This is a genomic window from Alteromonas sp. KUL49, from assembly GCF_006538345.1.
Taxonomy (GTDB): Bacteria; Pseudomonadota; Gammaproteobacteria; order Enterobacterales; family Alteromonadaceae; genus Alteromonas.
In genome coordinates, this window is the sequence record NZ_BJKL01000004.1 from 373,317 (window position 1) to 395,472 (window position 22,156).

Sequence of the window (22,156 nt, forward strand, 5' to 3'; positions counted from 1 at the left end):
TTAAAGGTCGGCAGCTAATCGCATACCAATTTCTGAATAAGAGTCACTAGTGCTCATCCAGAAGCGGTAGGTAACCCGTGAATTACGCGGGTTATTGCTCCAGTTGCCGCCTCGAATGATAGAACTTGAGCAGTTACCCGATATCCATGCACTACCGTCAGTAGGGGCATCCACATAACTTTCATTCAAGCAATCGTAAGTCCATTCACCTACATTACCGTGCATATCGTAAAGACCAAAAGCGTTAGCTTGGAAGCTCTTCACTGGCGCAGTGCCCAAACCATAGCCGTCACTACACTCGAAAGGTGTTGACCAGCTGCGTGTTGCGTCTTCCTCAAAATCCGTCAAATCGGCTACGTTATCGTATCGGCACATACCACCCGCTAGCTCGCCGTATGCATATGGAGTACTACTGCCTGCTCTGGCCGCATACTCCCACTCAGCTTCAGAGGGCAGTCTAAAGGTGATTGAACTATCCTCGTTTATCCACGTTAAATACGCTTGTGCATCATCTTCGCTGATACAAGTCGCTGGATGATCGTCAGTTTGACTGAACCCAGGGCTACCCCAGTATCGACCTTCCACATAATCAAAACCGCTGTAATCCGGTAGCATGACGTAACACCCCTGACTACCATCTTGCTGTGCAGACGTTACGTAACCCGTTGCTTCAATAAAGCCTCTAAACTCTCTACGGGTCACCTCTCGCTCCATCATTCTAAATGACGTCACGTTGACTAAATGCTGAGGCTTTTCATCGTCGTAGCAGGTATCGTCTCCATCGCTACACCCCATGTAGAACTGCCCAGCTGGAATAGTAACTAAGCTGGAAAATAATGAATCCGTTGGACGAGAAACTCTTCTTTCTAATGAAAAATTGAACACTTCACTACCGGGCGCTAAAGTGACCCATCGTGTTTGAGGTACATAGCCAGGTGCGCTAACTTCAATCTGATATTCACCTTCTGTCAGCGCCATACCACGAGAGTATGTTTCAACAATGTTCATCACTCTAACACGTGCATCACTTGGGTCAGCATTAACGGTTAATGAGAGTAATTCAACCACTGGCGCTTCCCAGTTAAACGTCACCACACGGTCTTGGTTCAACTCAATGTTTTTGTAGATAGTCCCTAAACCGGGAAAATCTATCACAATGTCATGACCGCCCTCGGGTAATGACAGTACACTGCCAAATCCAATGAGGCCATTGTATCCATTAACTTTGATACTCGCCGACTCGGGCAACACATTAACGGTTAGGTTGTAATGAGGCACGGTGGGTTCAACGGGCAGTGTTTTTTGATAATAAATAGCACCACCTAGCATGCCTGAAGCCAACAGCAACACAAAGAAGGCTTTTAGCATAACATTTGATGATGCAGGCTCACTGGTATCCGACGATGGTGCCGATGAGGTTGAAGCTGAATTCGAGGCAGATGAAGACGCACTAGATTGAGAGCGCTTTTTCTCGCCAGACAAATCCTTCACCGTAACGGGCTTCTTAACAGTTCTTTTGGGTGGAATTGGAGGCGTATAGTCCTCTAGATTAACCATCCAGCCTCTGCTCATAGCAAAAGTAACAATGTACTGATGCGCATCACGAGCCATAAGCCCTCTAGACAACGCGGTTTTCACTAGGGCCTGCATTTCTAGTTGGCCAATTTTTCCATCTGAAACGCAGTCTTCAATAAAGGTGTCTAGCTCACTTAATTCAGGGATAGTCGGCTGTGGTTCAGCTGATTCAGATACTTGCCAGGTTGACTGCCAATCAGAGACGGTACGAGGGCGCTCATCAGGGCGAACTTTCATACCCGCATCTATTGCGCGAATGAGTGCTTGGTTGAATTGTTGTGTATCTATATCTTTCAGTTGCTTGGTCTGAGAGTCGTCAAGTAAACGGTCGGTTGCCGTGTGGGGGCGAATACCTGATACACATTCATACATTACCGCAGCAAATGCATAGATATCGGTCCACGGCCCCATGTGCTTACTCGCTCTTCCGTATTGCTCAACCGGCGCGTATCCGTCTTTAACAATGGCGGAAACTGCTTTGCTTTTGAGGCCAACGACTTGGCGAGCCGCGCCAAAATCAATCAGTACAGGAGTACCGTCTTTGCGAAAAAGAATATTATCTGGTGAGATATCCCGATGAATTAAAATAGAGGATGGATCGTCTGAACTGAACGTTTGGGAATGCACGTAAGACAAACCGTCAGCGATATCATCAGCGAGTTTTTGCAGCAATGCTGGAGTAATGGCGTTGTTTTCAATCTTATCGAGCAGGCTCCCCCCCTCAATAAGCTCCATAACAATATAAGCAGTACCCAAGGCTTCAAAATAGCGAAATACTTCAACAATATTGGGATGCTTCATCTTGCCAAGAATTTTCGCCTCTTCAATGAAGGTTTGTTTACCCCACGAAAAGTCTTTTTCCAGCGATGCGGTTTTAACAATAATGTTGCTGCTTTCGTCTCGAACCGCCCATTCACCAGGTAAATATTCTTTGATGGCGACTTGTTTATCTAAAAACGTATCAGTTGCCAGGTAGGTAATTCCAAATCCGCCAACACCGAGAATTTTGTCGAGTCGGTACTCACCAAGAGTACTCCCCATCGCCAATGCTTGATGATTAAATTCCATATTCCAGCCTTATTTACTCAGTTCCATCATCGATTGATTGCGCCTGAGCGCAGCTTTGCTCGTCTTCCAACAGCACATCACAAACAACTTCTTGGTTATCGTTCTCTTGATCATTATCAGATGGCTGTTCACCGTTGATTTCTAATATATCGCTTTCACCTTTACCTTCAACGGGCGCTTGTTCAACATCAATAACCACGGGGTCTTTAACGTCGCTAACAATGTCGTTGTCTGGTACTGGTTTTTCTTCTGGCTTTACAGGTGAATCGCTTTCTTGATTTAACGTATCCTCATCAAAATCGATAGGTTCATTATCAATTTCGTGTTGTTCTTCTTCAACGATCACTTCGATATCTGCCGGCACATTTTTTGTCGTCTCTTTAGACTCGCTTGTCACTGGAGGTGGCGTACTCTGAGGAGCTGTGTTTTCGTCGGAAGAGAAAAGCAACATGGTACCAAAAACAACGACCATCAAAGAGAGTAGCACTACTGCTATTGTCAGCAGTTGGTGATTGGTAGATTTAACGCCCTGTGATTGTTGAGTATCTGTTGAAGTATTGGTGATAGGCGGTACGGATGAGCCTTTATCAGCTTCAGGGGTTTTTATTACAATCAACGTAGCGTTATCTTGATGTGATAACTGCTTGCCGTCAATGTGGTGAAGAATGGCAGACACCAGATGCTCGGCAGATCTTTGCTGTTCAACATGAGTTTGTATTTCAAGACTGGATAAACTTTCAACACCGTCTGAAGCCACGATTATGCAGTCACCCTGTATCAGTTGGACAGGTTCAGCGCTGACATCCACTAACTTAATTTCTTTACCGTGTACTACAGAACGAAGTGCATTTCGCTTGGGGCTATTTTTTGCTTCGCTGGCAGTCATATCACCCAGCTCTACCATTTTATCGAGCACAGGCCCCATTGAATGGTCATCATTTAATTGCTCAAGCTGCCCGTTGCGCACGCGCCATAAAGGAGAATCTCCCACACTAATCCACCAAAGTGCTCCGTTGGTCTCTATGTACACGCCAACCAGTGTGGTTCCCATATCTTCGAAGCTTGGATTATCGGCGACAAACTCCGCTATTCCCTGATTAGCAGCGTGAAGTGCTTCAGTAAGGCGCTCTGCTATTTCACCCTCACTACTTCTGAAGCAATCACAAAAGCCTCTCACTGCCAGTTCACTGGCTTGAGCTCCCCCCTCATGGCCGCCCATTCCATCGGCGAGTACGTACAACGCCCCCTCATCATGATGGGATACTTTTTCGACAATACTATAGCTATCTTCCTGATAGTCTCTTGCACCTTGTATTTGTCCACCGCTGGCGGTCATATTGCTAAGCATGAATCCTATTGCCCTTCTATACCTTTGATACCGTTATCTTAGTTTTGCCAAGTGTTATCACTACCGGACGGTCTATTGAAATTCTTGCTTTCTCATTTGCACCTAACTCATGCATACCATTAATAGTTAATCCATTGTCACTCAAACAGGTGATCTTCACTTCTTGTTGCGCCTCAAAATAGTCAATTCTAGCGTGGCGACGGCTGATGTATGGGTCGTCCGCTAAACGATTGGATAAGTCTTGATCAATGTCTGCTAGGGCTGTTCTACCCACCTCGACGCAGCTATTTTGTAGCTCTACCATTTTAGCGTAGCCATTTATGTCCAACCTAAGCTGCTCGGTAGCAATTTTGTGGGTTTTCACAATATTGGGCTTTGGATCAGGTACATGGGGTGTTTTCTCTACCTTGCGATTATCTTGCAGAACAGTATCTAACCCCGCACCAAACGGAACATCAGCCTCTCTCATCTGAGCTTGCACTTCTTTGTTTCGTTTGCCAGACAACAAGATTACTGTCACGGATAGCAACACAACGACACCACCCAACATCATGAGCACCATAGGTCCATTTAGCGACAACGCAGATGGTGTTGTTTGGGGTCTATTTGGTTCACTGGTGTCAGTAGGTATGGGAGTCGAAGTTGGCACACTCACATCAGGTGTAGGTACAGAGGGTTCTTGTTCCAAAGGAGGCGCGGGTAAACTCACATCGGGCACGGTTGGCTCTGTTGGTACTGCTGGTGGCATTATTGCAGTCACAGACACGCCTACCGCATTAAACGCAGCAACCGTTCCAAGATGTTCAAGGCTTTGTGCTCCATACATGTTACTAGCTGCATAAGCCAACGCACTGGCAAAATCTTCATTGTCATTGAAGGGGAGCTTATTCTTAATGACGTACATTAAAATGCTAAAAGAGGTTTTAAACCCCATTGGTTCAAGTGAATCACCACCTTTTACTGGGTGTTGACCACCGTTAACCATAAGTGCGTACGCTAACGAGGTGATCCCACCCACATCATAATGGTCAGCTTCTGCATTCTGACTGCGAATGAAGAGCATGTAGGCCTCAAGATCTTCAGTATGGCTAATCCCACCATGGCGCGTTGGATTTGAGATGTCACGCAAAAAGTCGACATCAACATCATAACCAGCCATGCGCATATTTGTCATGAAGTGCTTACCCGATTCAAAACTATCGGCTCTGACTACAGTATTTTCAAAGGATTTACCCGACTCGAACCAAGCACGAACTGTAACGCCCACCATATCTGCAACCGAGTCGTTTAACGCTCGCCCAGCTAAGTGTCCATCGCCACCTGAACCCGCACGGTAAATTCCATGCCCAAACTCGTGTCCAACCACGTCTAAGTCATGACCGATCCCCGTTGGCGCATCGCTAAATCCAGCAAGGATAGAGATTTCCGCAGCGCTAACTTCGTTTTGCCAAAAATACGCATTATACGAATCGCAATCATCACTACGTGTGCCTGCATAGTTAGCGAAAAGCAGAATGTCCGTATCTTGATTATCGATAGAGCGCCATTGAAACTCCTGTAAGAAGAAATCGTAGGCCACCTGAACATTAAACTTTGCCATTTGGGCTTTTTCACCAAGTTCTCGGTACTCAGGAAACGCAGTTTGCGCCCAGCTGTCGGCTTCATGTCGAGGAATAAAATTATCAAATTCCGTAGTTAAACACTGCCCCTTAAAATCAAAGGCATAAATCTCTGCGTTAACCGTTCCGCTCAACCCAATGAACAAGGCAGCTATTACAAGGCGCTTTATCGTTTTCATTATTGATGAACCAAATCTAACTTAAGAATCATTTCACCCGCATGCGCATTGACCACATGGCGATAATCTTCGGTTTGCGGGTCGGTTAATCTACCATTGATGATCCATGCAAGAATGACTCGATTTTCTGTGGGGTAAACTACCAAGGCTGTTGGGTCTTGTGTAACCACAACTTGACGACTATCGGGAACCCCCTGACTTCTATAAGCGGCAATTAAGGCCTGTTCGGCATCTAGAGTAGGAACCACATCTAACTCAATGGAGGTCAACCAAGTTCCAATCACTTCTGACGCTTGGTTATTTTGGGTGTTCAACACCATCTCGGTACCGTAAACAGGTATGCCTTTGTAATACTGCTGGGTGTGATAAAAAGTATGACCATAACCATCATCAGAGTGACTCAGAATAGGAAGTGTGTCGTCTTCCCCTAAACCCATATCACTTTTTGATTCTGCGAGTACTTGTTCGGCGCTAGCATCGTCTACAACAGAAATGTCGGAAGACACGGGTAACGAGCCAACCGGCGATAGTTCTAAATCCCCTGCGGGCTCGGTGGATACTTTTGATGAGTCAGAAGCAGGGCTTTGCTGGCCACCGGCCTTTTCCTGAGCTTCCATGCTCACATCGCCACCAGCAACAGTTGCACCACCTGACATTTGCCATGTGATACCACCAACCATCATAGCGATCCCTATAACCAATAGCGCAACAAGTAACACTTTATTCGACACTGGATACCTCACTTTATCGTCCTTTTAACTACAAGCCTTTGCTTATTTAGTTAGGCTGCCTCGCACCTACCAAAATCACACTGGTGTTATCTTGGTGCGTAAGCTCAAGCCGCTCGACACGAGTCAGTATACTTTTCTGCATAGCGCACAAAGCATCTTCAACTGTGTCACCACAGTTACTATTCCTGAACCTTAATGTCGCACTACTCATCACATCCAAGAGACGCTCGGAATCAATAACCTCCACCCCATCAGAAGCAATCACAAGAATATCGCCATCGTCCAACACATGTTGTCCTGAGCTTGTCTGTACGTGTAGTAGAGGCAATGTCCCGTCTAAGGCAGCGAACAGTGCATCACCGTGATTCGCGACAAGACTCGCTTCCTTTTCACCGGGCAGATTGCCTGTTACCGCAGTCCAATTTTCCCAGATATGCTTTGTATTGAGCATCTTGGTTTCTACGCCTTTATTAAGTAACAAAGGTGAGTCTCCGATACTGACCCAGTCCATTCGCCCGCTAGCACTGTCTACCACTACGGCAATAAAAGTACACCCCATTCCCGCGTATGACGTGTTAGACGCTACCGCTGCGTGAATTGCCTCGTTCGCTAGCACCAAGGCTTGCGACAAATCGTTGAGTGATAGTGTTTCACTCCAGTTGGCGATTAAGTGATCGACCACCGTCTGCACAGCAAGTTTGGCCGCATAGTCTCCGTGCCCCATGCCTCCCATGCCATCAGCTAATAAATACACAGATATATTATTAGCAAGAGCCATCTCAGACAGATCGAGGCGCTGCCCCGGCATCCAAACGTAATCACCGTCTATTATGGCGTATACATCTTCTTGATATTGACGCTCACCCTGAATCTGATCAGCACTCCAATAAATATTCACTGACATAGTCACCGACTAATCAACAATACAAAGCTATTGCGAGTCATGCCAATCGAAGTCTTTTCCACACAGTGCTACAAACTTTAAGGTAGTAGTACCGAGTAATATATTATCGCCAGATTGTAAATTAACCTCACCATTGCCGGGCACACGATTGCCTTGGTGATAAACATTGTTTCCACCGCGAGTTAAGAAAAACTCCCGTACTTGTGGGTCATATATAACGTTAGCATGGCCTTCTCGTGAAATTCCTGTATCACCAAAATCGAGAGCAATGCTGTTTGAAGGCTCTCTACCAATAGATTGATCACCATAACTAAAAGAAAACCCCGTTCCCTTTCCCGGACCGTCGATAACCACTAACCAACCAATGACTGGAGCATCCGTATCTTGAGCAGCAACAGCCGCCTCTGGCTCAACAATTGCTCCGGGACGATATAGGGTAGTTTTGGGCGGATTCGCTTTGCTCTTCCCTCCTTCGCTTTTTGCACTAGCGGCCTGCGAATCTACCTTTACACTGGCATTGAAATGCGTGTCTTTTGATATATCAACATTCACCGGCTTATCACCGCGAATTGGCCTATCTTCATCAATTTTCATTGTTGGCTTGGCAGGTTTCGCCGACTCAGTATCAATTTTGCGAGTGGCATCAACAGTACTGTCACCACGGATAACCCGTGTAGGAGGTAAGTTATTTGAGTTACTCATCGTCGTGATTCCTTATTAGGTTCTGCCCTATTCTTTGCGCTCTTTCAACATTCTTACAATGTTGTCTAAACAAAACGTTGCGACATCATTTACTGTGGTTTCATCTTTTGCCTGAATAACCTGAATTAGCACCATAACAATTGCTGAAAGCAGCAACGCTAATAGGGTGGTGTAAAAGGCGGTAGCAAGTAGTGGAACCACTTCTGCTAATAGATTGGGATCGCTGGATCCCATGGCTCCAGCCTGGCCCAGTGCCACAGCAATACCAATCACAGTTCCGATGAAACCCAAAGTAGGAATAAGCCAAGCAAGATACTTAACAACGGTATAACGCAACTCCACTTGATGCAGCTTTAGCTCTATGGCTGATGTCAGTGCACTATAGACATCTGCCACACTATTGCTGCTATGAAATTGATAGTTAATGGTTTTAAAGAAGTGCCCCATTAGTGTCGATTCTGGTAAGTACTCTTTTTTTGCGCGATAGATTGCCGCTAATATCTCGGGCTTCAGCGCCTCATTTTTATTCAGTGCAATCTGAAAATCTCCCTGTTCTGTTTTAACCACAACAACATTTGGATTTTGATAAAGTGAAAAAGACACGGTGTGGGCATTCTGCTCAGAAATATTTAACCAATGAATCATGAGCTCACCCAAGCAAAAAAAGAAGGCGACCCACATCATAACCTGTAAGTTAAAGGGGTACATTGGATCTTGCGTTGCTATTAAGAAGGCATGCCATGAAAACGCAACACCTTCAGTACCATCACCAGACTCGATGGGTAATCCAAAACTCAGTAACACTATCCAGAGGATAGAAAATATAAAGCTTATGATTCTAATCAACACTGCATTAGATAGGGTCACGGTTAGTTCTCCTCAAAGGTGCCATCATCATGGCGTATATAGCGACTAATTCCCGGCTTTTGTCGCTTTTCGTTTGTTTTGGACGAGGTATCATTGCTGCTATTACCGTGGACAACACCCCCGCCTCCTTGGTTAAACTGATTGACCAGCGTTAAAATTGGGACCGTGTAGTGCCCCAAAATAATGGTGTCGTCGGCGCGAACTTCATGGGCAACTTGTGGTGCGAGATTAACTTCGCTTCCGCGTTTTAATTTCGTGCCGTTAGTCGAGCCTAAATCTACTAGTGTAATTCGTCCGGGTTGTACAACTACTTTTAAATGAATCCCAGACACAGTATCGTTAGCGATAGTGACGTCTGCTTGCGCGCTGCGACCCACTGTAAATTCACGCATTTTCACCTCCAATCACAACGTTAATTTCCACTTCGCCTAATTCGACAATATCCCCGTTACTCAATATGGTTTCGTCCACTTGCTGTCCGTTAACTCGGGTTCCATTGGTTGATGATAAATCAACAATGATAAACTGTCGGTCTATCACTTTTATCACACAGTGTTTACTCGATACGGTATCGTTCTGAAGGACAATATTGTTAGTATCTAAACGGCCTATAAAGGTAAGTTCTCCCGTAATAGGCTGTTCGACCACACTCGAGTCCTTTATCAACAATAGAGCTTTGGGAATCGCACCTCCAACGTCAACTGCAGAGGATGTGTTATCTACACTAGGAACATTAACCCGCTTTCTCCGCGTTACCATGACAATCAAAGCGAGTAAAACCACCAACCCACCAACTGCAACAAAGACCACAAGATTGTTTGACTCTTCTGGTTCAGGTCTAATCTCCTCTTCATTGGCAGGGGTTTCTAGATCGCTCTCTAATATCTCACTACTCTCGCCAGAAACATCTGGGTTGACCTCGTTACTCTCTACTTCTGTGTCACTTTCAAGGGTATTGCTGGTGTTTTCATCGCCAGTTTCTGGTGATTCTGCAACAACTTCAGCGCTATCTATTTCTGGACTGTCTAATTCCGAACTGGGTGGCACAGGTGCTTCGTCATTAACGTCAAGCTCTGGAACCAAGGGCTGATCGTTAGATAAGTCCTCTGATTCGTCATTGTTTTCTGCGGTAGCATCGCCATTAGTGATATCAGCATCTAACACTTCAACGTCATTATCTTGTGCAGGTGTAGCAATCTCTGGTGACTCAATTTGAGGAGGAGCAACTGGGCAATCGCCTAATTGAAGGTTTAATACCCTATTGTACTCATCACGCTCGGTAGCAATATTCACAGCAACCGTATGTAAGCCACAGGTCTGTCCGATATAAAATGAGAAACGCAATGATTTGCCAGACATTGCCACCGCATTGGCGATAGCGGTTAACCATTCGCTTTCACTTGCAAGCACATCATAGCCACCGGTTAGTGAGGCAAGATTAGTCACCGTCGAAAATTGATTGCTTAGGAATTCCGAGACCGCTAGCTGCACGAAGACCAAGCGAACCTTATCCCCATGAGTTTCAATCCAAGTTTCAAAATGATTTGCTTCGAGTTCAATTTGGTCACTCAGTAGGATAATGACGTTATTCTGCGTGGATTGGTTTTCCATCACGGTCAATAACTGAACTAGATGCTCGCTATTATCTTGCACAGGTTTATTGACTATGGCATTTACGCCTCGACTTGCCATTTGGGCAGAGCCTCCCAAGGGAGACAATAATTCAAGTGATTGGCCAAATTGATAGAGCCCCACAGGCATATCCGAAATAGACGCTAACTGGACTTTCAACGCTTGTCGAAGTGCACCCAACTGATTGTCTGACAATGAAGCTAGTGAAGTAACAAACGCAATACTGCTGCCCTGTTCAGAGACTGTAAAAGACTGTTCGGAAATCTCAGTTTGGCCAGACACTGAGACTGCATTTACCACTGAAGGTGATGCTGGCCATAGCTCACAAGACACACTAGTACGCTCGTCTGATGACACCAGTACACAGTCGTCAATTGGGATGGCAATGCCTGACTGTGCGAGAGCAGCTGTGGAAAAGCTTGTTAAGGCACAAAACAACACCCCTAAAAAAGAGCGAGAGAAAAATGTGTGTTTGTTGATGTACATTTTTCCGCCTTAATTTAACTGTGTAAAGGTATAGTCGCTATCAATCCGAAAGCGAAGTGCACACACCATGGCATCAGGCCTTACTGGCTGCGGAGCAACTGCCACAGGGCCACTGGGTTTGTTGAGTACACCTGCAACAGTAATGGTATTACTCGCCAAATTTTTATGACAAATTTTGTAATCACCGGGTGTGGGGCTGTAGCTCATCCAAATTTCTAAAGAGTTATCACCGCCATCAATATTATCGAGTGTCATTTCGCCTGGAGCACCAGGTAAGGTCGGATTTTCGTATGAGAAATGACCATCTGGCGTATACACGTGCAAATCAATGTCTCCCGACACATTCCATCGCATGTTGTACACCATCAAATTATCAACAAGTTCTGTGGTTGGGGTTGGTTCACAAACGGGTGTAGGTATAGGTACAACTTCAGGGCAGACTGTTGGTTCAGGTATCGTTGGCATGGGACACATTTCCCCACAGGTAAAGGTTGGACATACCGGGCACGTAGTTGGTGTTTCAGAAAGGACTTCTTTCTTGTAATAAGGCATCAGTATGAGTGTTATGAGAATGAACGCCCCTAGCGCCGACGCAAATAAATCTAGCGCCGACATACTAAAAATATTTAATTCACCTGACTTGCGGCGCATATTACTACTCCTTTTTAGCGCTCTTTAACGAGCCTAAATCCTACTTGCGCTAACCTATTGTTTTTTTCCAACTGCTCTCTGTTAGTCACCCTAACGTGAATAGCGGGTGTCATAAAACTCCCCCCTCTTACTGTATATGCGTCACAAGAGAAGGGCTTATACCCACCATTTGTTTCTCTGTAGCAGTTACTTGTCCATTCCCACACATTTCCATGTAAGTCATAAATACTGGCATTGTTAGGTGCATAACTTCCGACTTCAGCAACTCCCTGACTTCCATCACTACAGGAGGTAATGTTAGGCATATCCTCAACCGCACTCTCGTCGGCAATGTTGGCATAAGTGCACAGCTCGGTGGGTTCAACATCATTCACATACGCTTTGTGAACACCTAAACCCGCTGCCATCTCCCACTCATATTCGGTGGGAAGTCGCCACTTTTCTCCCGTTTGTCTCGATAACCAACGAGCATAATTTCTTGCGTCCTCAATAGTGACATTAACAATAGGGAAATTGGGTTGTTCGATACTATTTTCGGCGGGAAGACTTCGGTCAGTGTCTTCAACGAACTGCGCGTATTGAGCCACTGTAGTCTCAAAGCGACTGATGTAAAAACTATCTAATTGAACTCGGACAACAGGTTGCTCGTCGGTATCCCCATCTGTCGATCCATATTCGAACTCATGTGCCAGCAAGTAAACCGTTTCAGGAACGTTCAATTGATTATCTTGACCGTTTGCGACGCTTACCACTGCAAAACTAAAAAAAGGAAAAAAGCTGAAATAAAACACTTTACGATGGGTGAAGACGATAGTTTATAAGAGGTGTTAGTCGCTTTATTCATAGTTCCACTACCAAGTTTACACTGTGCTATTAGTGACTTACTGCGACCCAAACCTACGAGGCTATTCTTGCGCTACCTCAAATGGCAATAACTTCTTAAAGCACGTAATGTTGACAACAGTATAGATTAAAAAACTGTTACTGTTGACGAAAAAGCATACAAGGCTAATTACCTTGTTGCAACTAGATGGTCAACATTCAAATACTAAAACTCTATTCAACCTCAAACACTTATCACATTACACCGTCTAATCAAACGCGAGTTCGTAGCGTTTAAAGTAGAGCGAACGGCTACGCCAGAAGCGCGGGTTCCGCAGGTAGTAAACGCGAAAACAAATTTGTACTTTACATAACCAAAATACTGTATATATTTACACATACTGTATAAATGTCAGGTATCAATAATGTTAGCCCATCTTTCAATTAGCAACTTCGCTGTCGTGAAACAGCTTGATGTAGATTTTGAACAAGGTCTTACCGCAATAACCGGTGAAACTGGTGCAGGTAAATCTATCGCTATTGATGCCCTAAGTCTTTGCTTGGGCGAACGTGCAGACGCAAATGCCGTTCGCAGGGGAGCCACCAAAGCAGAAATAATTTCACACTTTTCCTTACGTGGAAATGCACCAGCCATGGCTTTTTTAGAAGAGCATGAACTGACAAATGACGAGGACGACAGCTGTTTTATTAGACGCGTAATTTCAAAAGAGGGACGCTCAAAAGCTTTCATTAATGGCGTTCCCGTATCTTTGCAACAACTCAAATTATTGGGTCAAAACTTACTTGCAATACACGGTCAAAATACACATTTGCAGTTGTTGAAAGAAGATCATCAACGCCAATTGATTGACCATTACGGAAATTTAGCGACGGAACTTAGCAAAACAACCGAAGCTTTCAAAGTGTGGCGAGACAAGAAGAATCAACTTATCGAGCTTCGTGCGAAAGCCCAACAGCGAGATGACCGAATTCAACTCCTCACCTATCAGGTTCAGGAGCTGGATGAGTTTGCCATTGAACAAGATGAATTTGAAGCACTAGAAATCGAGCACAAACGATTGAGCAATGGCCAGAGCTTGTTAGAACAAGCGCAAACAAGCTTTTACACCTTGTATGAAAGCGATGAAGGGAATGCTTTATCAGTGGTGCAGAGTAGTATTGAGCGTCTTAGCGAGCTGGAATCACACGATTCTAACTTAACGCCAATTGTTTTAATGCTTAACGATGCAGCCATTCACATTGAAGAAGCCGCAAGCGAGTTGAGAGATTACTGCGAGGCGTTAGAGATTGACCCACTCAGGCTTCAACAAGTAGAAGCTCGCTACTCAAAAGCAATGGAGCTGGCACGTAAACACAACGTGATACCTGAAGAGCTTCATCTGTATCACAGGGATTTACGGGATGAATTTGACGCGTTGAACAAACAGGACGAGTTGCTAGGTGATTTAGAAACAGGTGTCGAACAAGCCCTACAAGATTATTATCAAGTATCAAGCAAGTTGTCTTCAAAGCGAACTAACACTGCTGCTAAGTTCGCAGCAGAGATTGAAGAGCAAATTCGACAAATGAACATGCCTCATGCACGGGTTGTAATAAATGTTGAATACGACGAAGTTAAAAAGCCAACAGCATCTGGGTTAGACACGATAACTTTCAAAGTGGCAACAAACCCCGGGCAACCTGAAGATAAACTTGAGAAAGTGGTATCTGGCGGTGAGTTATCTCGTATAGGACTAGCGATTCAAGTTATCGCCAGTGACAGCACTTCTGCGCCGACGATGATCTTCGATGAAGTGGATACTGGAATAAGTGGACCGACAGCCTCAATAGTTGGAAGTTTGTTGCGTCGTTTGGGTGGTCAATCACAAGTTATGTGTGTAACCCACTTACCCCAAGTGGCAGCACAGGCGCACAATCAGTTATTTGTTACTAAATTAACCGATGGTGAAACCACTGAAACTCATATGCTTGCTCTAACGGAGCAAGACAGAATCGATGAATTAGCACGCTTACTCGCAGGGGATAAAATCACAGACTCAGCCGTAGCAAATGCGAGAGAATTACGGAAAAGCGCCGAATCGAACTAAATTGAAGTTGATTGGTCATACTTGTCAAGGTAGCATGCCAACGCGTGTTAAAAATGAAGCGGTGTATTTACTGTACCGTCAAAACAAAGATAAGTATTACTGGAACGATTTACCCATGAAGTTGCAACATTTACTGATGATCCTCGGCTTAACCTTTTGCTCTACTGCTTGCACAAACTGGATTTATCGTATCGATGTTCCGCAAGGAAACTTTCTTGATGAGAGAGACGTAGAAAAACTTCGTGTAGGCATGTCTAAAGAACAAGTAATTTACGTACTCGGTAACCCTGTAGTTCAAGATACATTTGACAGTGACACTTGGTACTACGTTTACGACATGAAACGTGGAATGGCTAAACGCGGCCCAGACTTCCGAAAACAAATGATCATCAACTTCGAAAACAATAAAATTGTAAGCGTTGAAGGTGACTTTGAACTGTCTGAAGAATTCAACATACCACTGGACAGCTAAGAGCAATTTCTAGCACCAATCATACCTCTCGGATGGAATCAAAGAGACGCTGCACATATGGAACACGACTTCTGGCACAACAAGTGGGATAAGAACGAGATTGGCTTTCATGAGCCCGAAGGTAATGTGTTACTTGTAAAATATGCTAACCGCCTTCTTTCTTGTCCTGCGCCAAGGATATTCGTTCCTTTGTGTGGTAAAACCCGCGATATTCATTGGCTTTTGTCTCAAGGCTGTCAAGTTGTTGGAGCAGAGCTCAGCGAACTGGCCATACAACAACTGTTCAACGAATTGGATATTGAGCCTACGGTGACTCAAAGCGGCGAGTTACTGCTCTATTCTGCCGACAACATCAATATATTTGTTGGCGATATATTCAAGTTAACTAGCGCACAACTTGGCCAGATATCAGCGGTTTACGACAGAGCTGCGCTAGTTGCACTTCCAGAAGCGTTGAGAAAAAAATACGCTGAGCACTTATCGAGCCTAACCCATAAAGCCCCCATGCTAATAATTAGTTTTTCCTATGAGCAGTCGCTAATGGCAGGGCCACCATTCAGTGTAACTAGGTCCATGATAGAGCCTCTTTACCGTGATTATACGATAAGTCTCCTTGAACAATCCCCTGCCCCTGAAAAAATTAAAGGCAAAGTAGATGCTGATAATCTAGTTTTCTACATTAGTTAATCATATAAGCCATTTTTTAGTTAATTTACTCAATCCAAAATGTACTAACGCTTACTCGAAATTTATTAAAATATTGATTAATAAGAATAATATACTCTTGGTACACATTGTGTTTATTCAAACAAAACCTTGCCACTCAATCGCTGAGTAGCAGGAACAGTAAAACACAAAATAAATATATTAAGGTCTACTCAATGAACTTGAAGCACTCGCTACTAGCACTTACCCTGGCATCAACGCTTTCCCTATCTGGATGTGTTATTCACGTAGGTAACTCACAAGCAAGTGGAGGCAGAGATGCAAGCAGTGTATTAGGAGACATCAGTGTTAGTAGTCACCAACATGCTGGAGACATCTCTACAGTTAATGGCAACGTAGATATTTCAGAATATGGAATGGCGGAGGACATCAGTGTGGTCAATGGCGATGTCAATCTTGACCAACACGTTACTTTAGACACTATCGATATTGTTAATGGGAATGTAACGGCTGGCACCTATTTTACTGCAAGAAAAATAGACACGGTTAATGGTGACATATCAATTAGTCCAAACAGCCAAATTCACGATTTAGTTGAATCTGTCAATGGCGATATGACTATTGACGGTAGTTCTGTGGGTGGGGTTATGACGGTAAATGGAGATATACATATTGCTGGAGCGTCAACAGTTACTGGAGACGTGACGTTTAAGCGTCCCAATAGTCGTTGGGACTGGAGCGACAGCGATGACAAACCATCACTTCATATCGATGCCGATGTCACTATTCTCGGCCGAATCGTTCTTGAGCACCCTGTGGATTTAACACTTGAAAACCCTGAGCACTATGCCCTGGTGATCGAGCAATTTGGAATCCAATAAAACCCTTGATTAAAGATTGCAAGCGAATACACTCGTTTGCAATCTAACCCACTCTTCTTTCCCACAATGACAGAACGCGAGAAAATGTTAGCAGGGTTACCCTATGACCCTAGAGACAAAGTGCTAACGCAAATGCGCAATCAATGTAGAGAATCTCTCGATACATTGAATGCAACCAGCCAATCAGATTTTAAAGCTCGTTCACTCATACTCAAAAACCTGTTCGGAAAAACGGGGAAACGCTTATATATCGAGTCGTCTTTCAAATGTGACTACGGTCGCAATATAGAGGTTGGAGAAAACTTCTACGCCAATTTCAACGTAGTGATTTTGGATGCAGCCAAGGTAACCATAGGCAAAGACTGTATGATTGCGCCGCAAGTAGGCATTTATACAGCTACCCATCCCATCTGCCCTAAAGAGAGAATTAGCGGTATTGAGTTTGCTAAGCCCATTACCATTGGTGATAACTGCTGGATTGGTGGTATGGCAGTGATAAACCCGGGAGTGACCTTGGGTGACAATGTTGTTGTTGCATCAGGTGCGGTAGTCACCAAGAGTTTTGGTAGCAATGTGGTAATCGGTGGAAACCCAGCAAGTGTCATAAAGACGATTGATACCTCTGGCTCATAATTGTTTGGTTTATCTGGTTATCATTTTGGCGTAAAGTTTAGGAACTTTCCCTAAGTTTAAAGGCACTCTATGCTCAACTGGCTATTTGTGGCATTGCTCACTGTATCAATGCATGCATATGGACATTCAGCACTAAGCCTTAATGCGCCTTCGGATAATCTAACTCTGGCCGCCACAGAATGGTGCCCGTACGTTTGCAAAAACGAACAAAAGAAGGGATTTGTCTCAGATTACATAACTGAGCTCTTCAGACATTACGGCATTTCTGTTGATGTAGTGGTGTTACCCTGGTCCAGGGCTATTTTTTCAGCAAGACAAGGAAAGTATGATGGCTTGCTTACCGCAGTTCACTCTGAAGCCCCTGAATTTATTTTTAGCTCAGTAGCTACAGGCAGCTATCAAATGTGTTTTTTCGGTAAACCCGGCCTCGAATTTAACTATAACAACCGCAGCGCTCTGCAAGGCAAGATACTTGGTGTAATTCACGATTATGGTTACGGGGCGCCCATTGATAGCATCCTTGAAGCGCCTTTAGATGGAGAGACTATCTACCCGATAACCAGTTCTGATGCATTGCATCAATTAATCGAAATGACGAAGCTAGGACGAATAGACTTATTTATTGAAGATAGAATGGTGGTTGCCAGTATGCTGCGCGAACAACCTGAAAAAGCACAACTCACCAGATACAGCTGCTTTAAAGAAATTCCATTTTTTACCGCAATTTCGCCACAAAACACGAGCGGCAAAGCGTGGCAAGAATTTCTAACGCAGGCGCTCAACTCAGAATTCGCGAAGAACCTTTACCACCAAGCCAAGTCACGCTATCAATAGTTACATCTAGCAGAGCTGTAATGCCCAATCACACATTACAGCGTTCATACTCGACCTCTATCGCGTGCGACTGCCACCCCGACGTTTTTTATTCGTCTCTGTTTTTGGTGTTCCTTTTTGAACGCCCTTCTCTTTGCGCACTTTGTGCTTTTTAACAGAACGGCGCATTCGACTTAATCGTGTATGATCGAGCTTGTTCTGTCGGGCATCGATCATCGTTTCCGTTTCATCAGCAAGCTGAACGTGGTTTCTCAGCGCATTGACTGACGCCAAATCCAACTCAACCCATGCACCTTGAGGTAAACGCTTTTGTAGCTCAATAGGGCCGTATTTTACGCGAATTAGACGGCTAACTTGCGCACCTTGAGATTCCCACAGTCGACGTACTTCTCGGTTACGCCCTTCCTTCAGCGTCACGTTGAACCAGCGGTTCATGCTGTCTTCTTCATTACCCGGCGTTACGGGGCGCCCTTGAATACTGGTAAATTTAGCTTCACCGTCATCAAGGGTGACACCTTTTTGTAAGGTATTAAGTGTTTGTTGTGTGACCTCTCCGAATACGCGAACGGCATATTCACGAATCACTTCACATTTTGGGTGCATCAGGCGATTGGCAAGCTCGCCATCATTGGTAAACAACAGCAAGCCACTGGTGTTCATATCTAGGCGCCCTACCGTGATCCATCGACCCACACGAATATTGGGCAAACGGTCAAACACCGTATCTCTTCCTTCAGGGTCGTGCCTACTGCACAATTCACCCTCAGGTTTGTTGTACATAAGTACACGACATACTGGTTTCTCAGCTTGGCGAGAAACTATATGGCCATCTACGCGAATTTGCGCGCTGGCGTCGACTCTGTCTCCCAATGTAGCGACGGTACCATTTACCGATACTCTCCCCTCATCAATCCATCGTTCCATTTCTCGTCGCGAGCCTAGTCCATGATTAGCTAGTACTTTCTGCAACTTTTCAGTCATTAACGTGTTCACTCTCGTTTTGCTTATTTACGGTCGCACGGTCTACTTCTTCAGACGGTGCCTCTTTTACTACCTTTAGCGAATCACTGTCTTGCTGCGCAGCCATGTCGGCAAACGCGTCTGCACTTGGTAAGGCATCCAGTGACGGTAACGAAAAGTAGTCTAAAAACGCTCTGGTTGTTGCATAAAGTGCAGGCCTTCCAGGCACTTCTTTATGACCAACAATTTTTATCCATTCGCGTTCCGACAAGGTTTTAATAATATTACTGCTTACCGCTACACCGCGAACCTGCTCAATCTCGCCACGGGTTATGGGCTGCCGATAAGCAATTAGCGCCAATGTCTCCAACATAGCTCTGGAATAACGGGGGGCAGTCTCCTGCCACAATCGACTAATCCATGGGCTCAATGCATCGAGCGATTGAAAACGAAAACCACTGGCAACTTCAACCAATTGTATGCCTCGTGGTTGATAGTCTATTTTCAATTCATTAATTACAGCAGATAAAGTGCGATCTGCTATTGCAAATTCGCTGAGAACGGTATCTCTTAAATGCTGGCGGCTAATCGGTTTGTCTGCAACAAATATGGCGGCTTCCACCAGTTGTTTGAGCTGCGTTTTATTAATTTTCTTCATCGTCGCCCAATTTTACATGAATTCGCGCGTAAGGGCCTGCCTGAACGCAAAAAATAAGCTGCTCTTTTACCAATTCTAAAATTGCGAGGAATGACACCACCACACCCGCTTTACCCTCTTCCACGGTAAACAAGGACTCTAGGGGGGTGTACGCTTGAGTAGTGAGCTGCTCTAAAATCATAGACATGCGCTCTCTTGTGCTCAGAGCTTCTCGTTCAATTGTGTGATGTTCGAATGCCGCGGCGCGCTGCATAGCACTGCTAAATGCCAAAACTAGCTCTTGCATCGACACATCAGGCTCTACGCGAAGAGGAGTGACTTCGTCACTCACTTTCGCTTTCGCTCTGAACAGATCTCTCTCCATGCGGGGTTGCAAATCAAGACTTTCCGCGGCCTCTTTCACCAATTCGTATTCCTTCAATCGACGAATCAATTCAGCTCGGGGATCTTCTTCTTCCTCACTATCATCACTCCGTTTGGGCAACAATAATCGAGATTTAATCTCTGCCAAAATTGCAGCCATCAAGAGGTATTCTGCCGCCAATTCCAGTTTAAGTGTTTTCATTACCTCAACGTAAGACATGTATTGTTTGGTGATATCTGCCACGGGCAAGGTAGTAATATCAAATTTCTGTTTGCGGATAAGGTACAGAAGCAAGTCTAACGGCCCCTCGAAGGTTTCTAATATCACCTCCAGAGCATCAGGCGGAATAAACAGGTCTTCGGGCTTCTCGATGAGCGCCTCACCGTTGATAAAAGCCAACGGTAAGGGCTGTTGAATAGGCGTAGATGGCGGATTGGCGGGACTATTCACATTATTCCTTTGTTACTCGAAGGGAGACACATCGCCAGCGCCCTGACGAATGATAGTGACATCTCCCTCTGACAAATCGATGACAGTGGTAGGTTGTTCGCCCAAATATCCACCGTGAATAATCAAATCCACTTGTTTCTCAAGGTTGTCGCGAATGATATCTGGGTCTGACTCTGCTACATCACTGTCAGGAAGTATTAATGATGTCGACATCAAAGGCTCACCCAGCGTTTCTAGTAACATTAGGGCTATCTTATTGTCTGGCACGCGAAGACCGATGGTCTTACGCTTGGGATTTTGCAGTCGCTTAGGAACTTCCCGCGTGGCTTTGAGCACAAAAGTATAAGCGCCGGGCGTATTGTTCTTAATTTGCCTAAATGCCGTATTGTCCACTTTTGCGTAAATAGACAGCTCAGACATATCTCGGCACATCAAGGTAAAATTGTGATCCTTGTCTATTTTGCGCACTTGGCAAAGTCGATCCAAGGCTTTTTTATCTTCCATCTGACAACCAATGGCGTAACCCGAATCTGTGGGATAGACCACAACCGCGCCCTGACGAATCATGTCACACGCTTGATTTAACAAGCGCTGCTGAGGATTATCGGGGTGAACGTAGAAAAACTGACTCATTGCATTTCCTCGCCTTGTGCTGAGTAAGGCACTTTGTTTTGCTCTAGTATGGCCCAATTGTGCCATACCGGCGTAAGCTCACTGTTAATACCTAGTTTACGCCCAAGTTCGGTCCATCGCGAAGGAAAATGAAAATCTGAGCCCGCAGAGGCGAGCAAATTATGTGTACTGACGAGTTCGTTGATAAGGCCCTGCTTGTCCTTACTCATTCCGGGAAACGCACTTTCCATGGCGTCGCCTCCATGAAAACCTAAAATGTGCCACCAACCTACGCAACCACTTTGCGGTCATGTCATAATGCGCAGGGTGTGCCAAAACCGCCTGCCCACCTGCATCATGTATCCACTGAATCGCTTCTTCAATCGATGGCCATTGGGCTTTTACCGCAGCGCGTTTTCCTTTGCCTAAGTATTTTTTAAACACCGCTTCCATGGACGCTACGCCATAGTTGTTCACTAAGACTCTAGCGAAATGCGCTCGGGTAACCTGTCCTTGCCCCGCGAGTTTAAGCGCTCTTTCTAACGTACCTTCAAAACCACATTTAGCGAGTTTATCTGCAATGGTTTGCGCTCGTTGTAGCCTCGTTTCCGCTTGTGTCGCTAATCGAGATAGAAATTGAGGATCGTGCCTATCCACGTTCAACCCAACAATATGAATATCAAAGCCATGCCATAAGGTAGAAATTTCCACACCATCAATGATGGTCATGGGTCGTTTTTGCGCTTTTTGAGTGAGATGCGCCTCCTCTAACCCAGCAACCGTATCATGGTCGGTAATGGCTAATACATCCACTTGCATTGTGTGCGCACGAAGCACCAATGCTTCGGGAGAGAGGTGGCCATCAGAGAAATTCGTATGGCTATGTAGATCGATTTTCAATGTCTTATGCAATTATTAAGTTGACACAAAGTCA

At 45.0% G+C, this 22,156-nt stretch carries 21 protein-coding genes and 1 pseudogene; 6 read left to right on the forward strand and 16 right to left on the reverse strand.

The genetic code is table 11. The annotated features are described in order from the left end of the window. From EYS00_RS09500 to EYS00_RS09550, 11 genes are read right to left on the reverse strand one after another with little or no spacing between them, the layout of a single operon-like run. A complete protein-coding gene (locus EYS00_RS09500) occupies positions 1 to 2,643 on the reverse strand; it encodes an SUMF1/EgtB/PvdO family nonheme iron enzyme (protein ID WP_130636304.1) in 2,643 nt (880 codons plus the stop codon). A gap of 13 nt (positions 2,644 to 2,656) precedes the next feature. Next, on the reverse strand, positions 2,657 to 3,991 hold the full coding sequence (locus EYS00_RS09505) for a PP2C family serine/threonine-protein phosphatase (protein WP_130636305.1): 1,335 nt from the start codon (positions 3,989 to 3,991) through the stop codon (positions 2,657 to 2,659). 16 nt (positions 3,992 to 4,007) lie between these two features. Then, complete coding sequence (locus EYS00_RS09510) at positions 4,008 to 5,789, reverse strand: M4 family metallopeptidase (RefSeq protein WP_130636306.1); 1,782 nt, start codon at positions 5,787 to 5,789, stop codon at positions 4,008 to 4,010. Then, entirely contained in the window at positions 5,789 to 6,520 is a 732-nt protein-coding gene (locus EYS00_RS09515; RefSeq protein ID WP_130636307.1) for a hypothetical protein, read from the reverse strand. Before EYS00_RS09515 ends, EYS00_RS09510 begins: the two co-directional genes overlap by 1 nt. Before the next feature lie 46 nt (positions 6,521 to 6,566). After that, positions 6,567 to 7,424, reverse strand: coding sequence for a PP2C family serine/threonine-protein phosphatase (locus tag EYS00_RS09520; protein WP_130636308.1), 858 nt, complete (start codon positions 7,422 to 7,424; stop codon positions 6,567 to 6,569). A gap of 27 nt (positions 7,425 to 7,451) precedes the next feature. After that, a complete protein-coding gene (locus EYS00_RS09525; RefSeq protein ID WP_130636309.1) occupies positions 7,452 to 8,126 on the reverse strand; it encodes an FHA domain-containing protein in 675 nt (224 codons plus the stop codon). A gap of 27 nt (positions 8,127 to 8,153) precedes the next feature. Next, positions 8,154 to 8,993: a MotA/TolQ/ExbB proton channel family protein gene (locus tag EYS00_RS09530; RefSeq protein WP_130636310.1), complete on the reverse strand. Its 840-nt coding sequence runs from the start codon at positions 8,991 to 8,993 to the stop codon at positions 8,154 to 8,156. 2 nt (positions 8,994 to 8,995) lie between these two features. Then, complete coding sequence (locus EYS00_RS09535; RefSeq protein ID WP_130636311.1) at positions 8,996 to 9,385, reverse strand: FHA domain-containing protein; 390 nt, start codon at positions 9,383 to 9,385, stop codon at positions 8,996 to 8,998. Next, a complete protein-coding gene (locus EYS00_RS09540; RefSeq protein ID WP_130636312.1) occupies positions 9,378 to 11,111 on the reverse strand; it encodes an FHA domain-containing protein in 1,734 nt (577 codons plus the stop codon). The genes EYS00_RS09535 and EYS00_RS09540 overlap by 8 nt, the downstream gene beginning before the upstream one ends. A gap of 9 nt (positions 11,112 to 11,120) precedes the next feature. Then, entirely contained in the window at positions 11,121 to 11,762 is a 642-nt protein-coding gene (locus tag EYS00_RS09545; RefSeq protein ID WP_130636313.1) for a hypothetical protein, read from the reverse strand. A gap of 14 nt (positions 11,763 to 11,776) precedes the next feature. Then, the gene (locus tag EYS00_RS09550; RefSeq protein WP_165399345.1) at positions 11,777 to 12,514 is read right to left on the reverse strand and encodes a formylglycine-generating enzyme family protein; all 738 of its coding nucleotides are present in this window, start codon (positions 12,512 to 12,514) and stop codon (positions 11,777 to 11,779) included. 495 nt (positions 12,515 to 13,009) lie between these two features. Here EYS00_RS09550 and recN point away from each other — a divergent pair, with 495 nt between their 5' ends. From recN to EYS00_RS09580, 6 genes are all read left to right on the forward strand, one after another. Next, complete coding sequence (gene recN, locus EYS00_RS09555; protein ID WP_130636315.1) at positions 13,010 to 14,692, forward strand: DNA repair protein RecN; 1,683 nt, start codon at positions 13,010 to 13,012, stop codon at positions 14,690 to 14,692. Positions 14,693 to 14,807: 115 nt separating this feature from the next. After that, complete coding sequence (locus EYS00_RS09560) at positions 14,808 to 15,164, forward strand: outer membrane protein assembly factor BamE (RefSeq protein ID WP_130636367.1); 357 nt, start codon at positions 14,808 to 14,810, stop codon at positions 15,162 to 15,164. A gap of 57 nt (positions 15,165 to 15,221) precedes the next feature. Then, on the forward strand, positions 15,222 to 15,851 hold the full coding sequence (tmpT, locus tag EYS00_RS09565; protein WP_130636316.1) for a thiopurine S-methyltransferase: 630 nt from the start codon (positions 15,222 to 15,224) through the stop codon (positions 15,849 to 15,851). Positions 15,852 to 16,045: 194 nt separating this feature from the next. After that, on the forward strand, positions 16,046 to 16,711 hold the full coding sequence (locus EYS00_RS09570) for a hypothetical protein (RefSeq protein WP_130636317.1): 666 nt from the start codon (positions 16,046 to 16,048) through the stop codon (positions 16,709 to 16,711). Between the two features lie 66 nt (positions 16,712 to 16,777). After that, a complete protein-coding gene (locus tag EYS00_RS09575) occupies positions 16,778 to 17,344 on the forward strand; it encodes a sugar O-acetyltransferase (protein ID WP_130636368.1) in 567 nt (188 codons plus the stop codon). Positions 17,345 to 17,413: 69 nt separating this feature from the next. After that, entirely contained in the window at positions 17,414 to 18,178 is a 765-nt protein-coding gene (locus EYS00_RS09580; protein WP_130636318.1) for an ABC transporter substrate-binding protein, read from the forward strand. Between the two features lie 57 nt (positions 18,179 to 18,235). On the opposite strand, the gene rluB is transcribed toward EYS00_RS09580, so the two are convergent. The 5 genes and pseudogenes from rluB to EYS00_RS09605 form a co-directional block, all read right to left on the reverse strand. Then, on the reverse strand, positions 18,236 to 19,159 hold the full coding sequence (gene rluB, locus EYS00_RS09585; RefSeq protein ID WP_130636319.1) for a 23S rRNA pseudouridine(2605) synthase RluB: 924 nt from the start codon (positions 19,157 to 19,159) through the stop codon (positions 18,236 to 18,238). After that, complete coding sequence (gene scpB / locus EYS00_RS09590; RefSeq protein WP_130636320.1) at positions 19,152 to 19,796, reverse strand: SMC-Scp complex subunit ScpB; 645 nt, start codon at positions 19,794 to 19,796, stop codon at positions 19,152 to 19,154. The genes rluB and scpB overlap by 8 nt, the downstream gene beginning before the upstream one ends. Continuing rightward, a complete protein-coding gene (locus EYS00_RS09595; protein WP_130636321.1) occupies positions 19,783 to 20,610 on the reverse strand; it encodes a ScpA family protein in 828 nt (275 codons plus the stop codon). Before EYS00_RS09595 ends, scpB begins: the two co-directional genes overlap by 14 nt. A 12-nt stretch (positions 20,611 to 20,622) precedes the next feature. After that, on the reverse strand, positions 20,623 to 21,243 hold the full coding sequence (locus tag EYS00_RS09600) for an L-threonylcarbamoyladenylate synthase (RefSeq protein ID WP_130636322.1): 621 nt from the start codon (positions 21,241 to 21,243) through the stop codon (positions 20,623 to 20,625). Then, positions 21,240 to 22,062, reverse strand: a pseudogene (locus tag EYS00_RS09605) (PHP domain-containing protein). The gene EYS00_RS09600 and the pseudogene EYS00_RS09605 overlap by 4 nt, the downstream one beginning before the upstream one ends. Between the last annotated feature and the right edge of the window lie 94 nt (positions 22,063 to 22,156).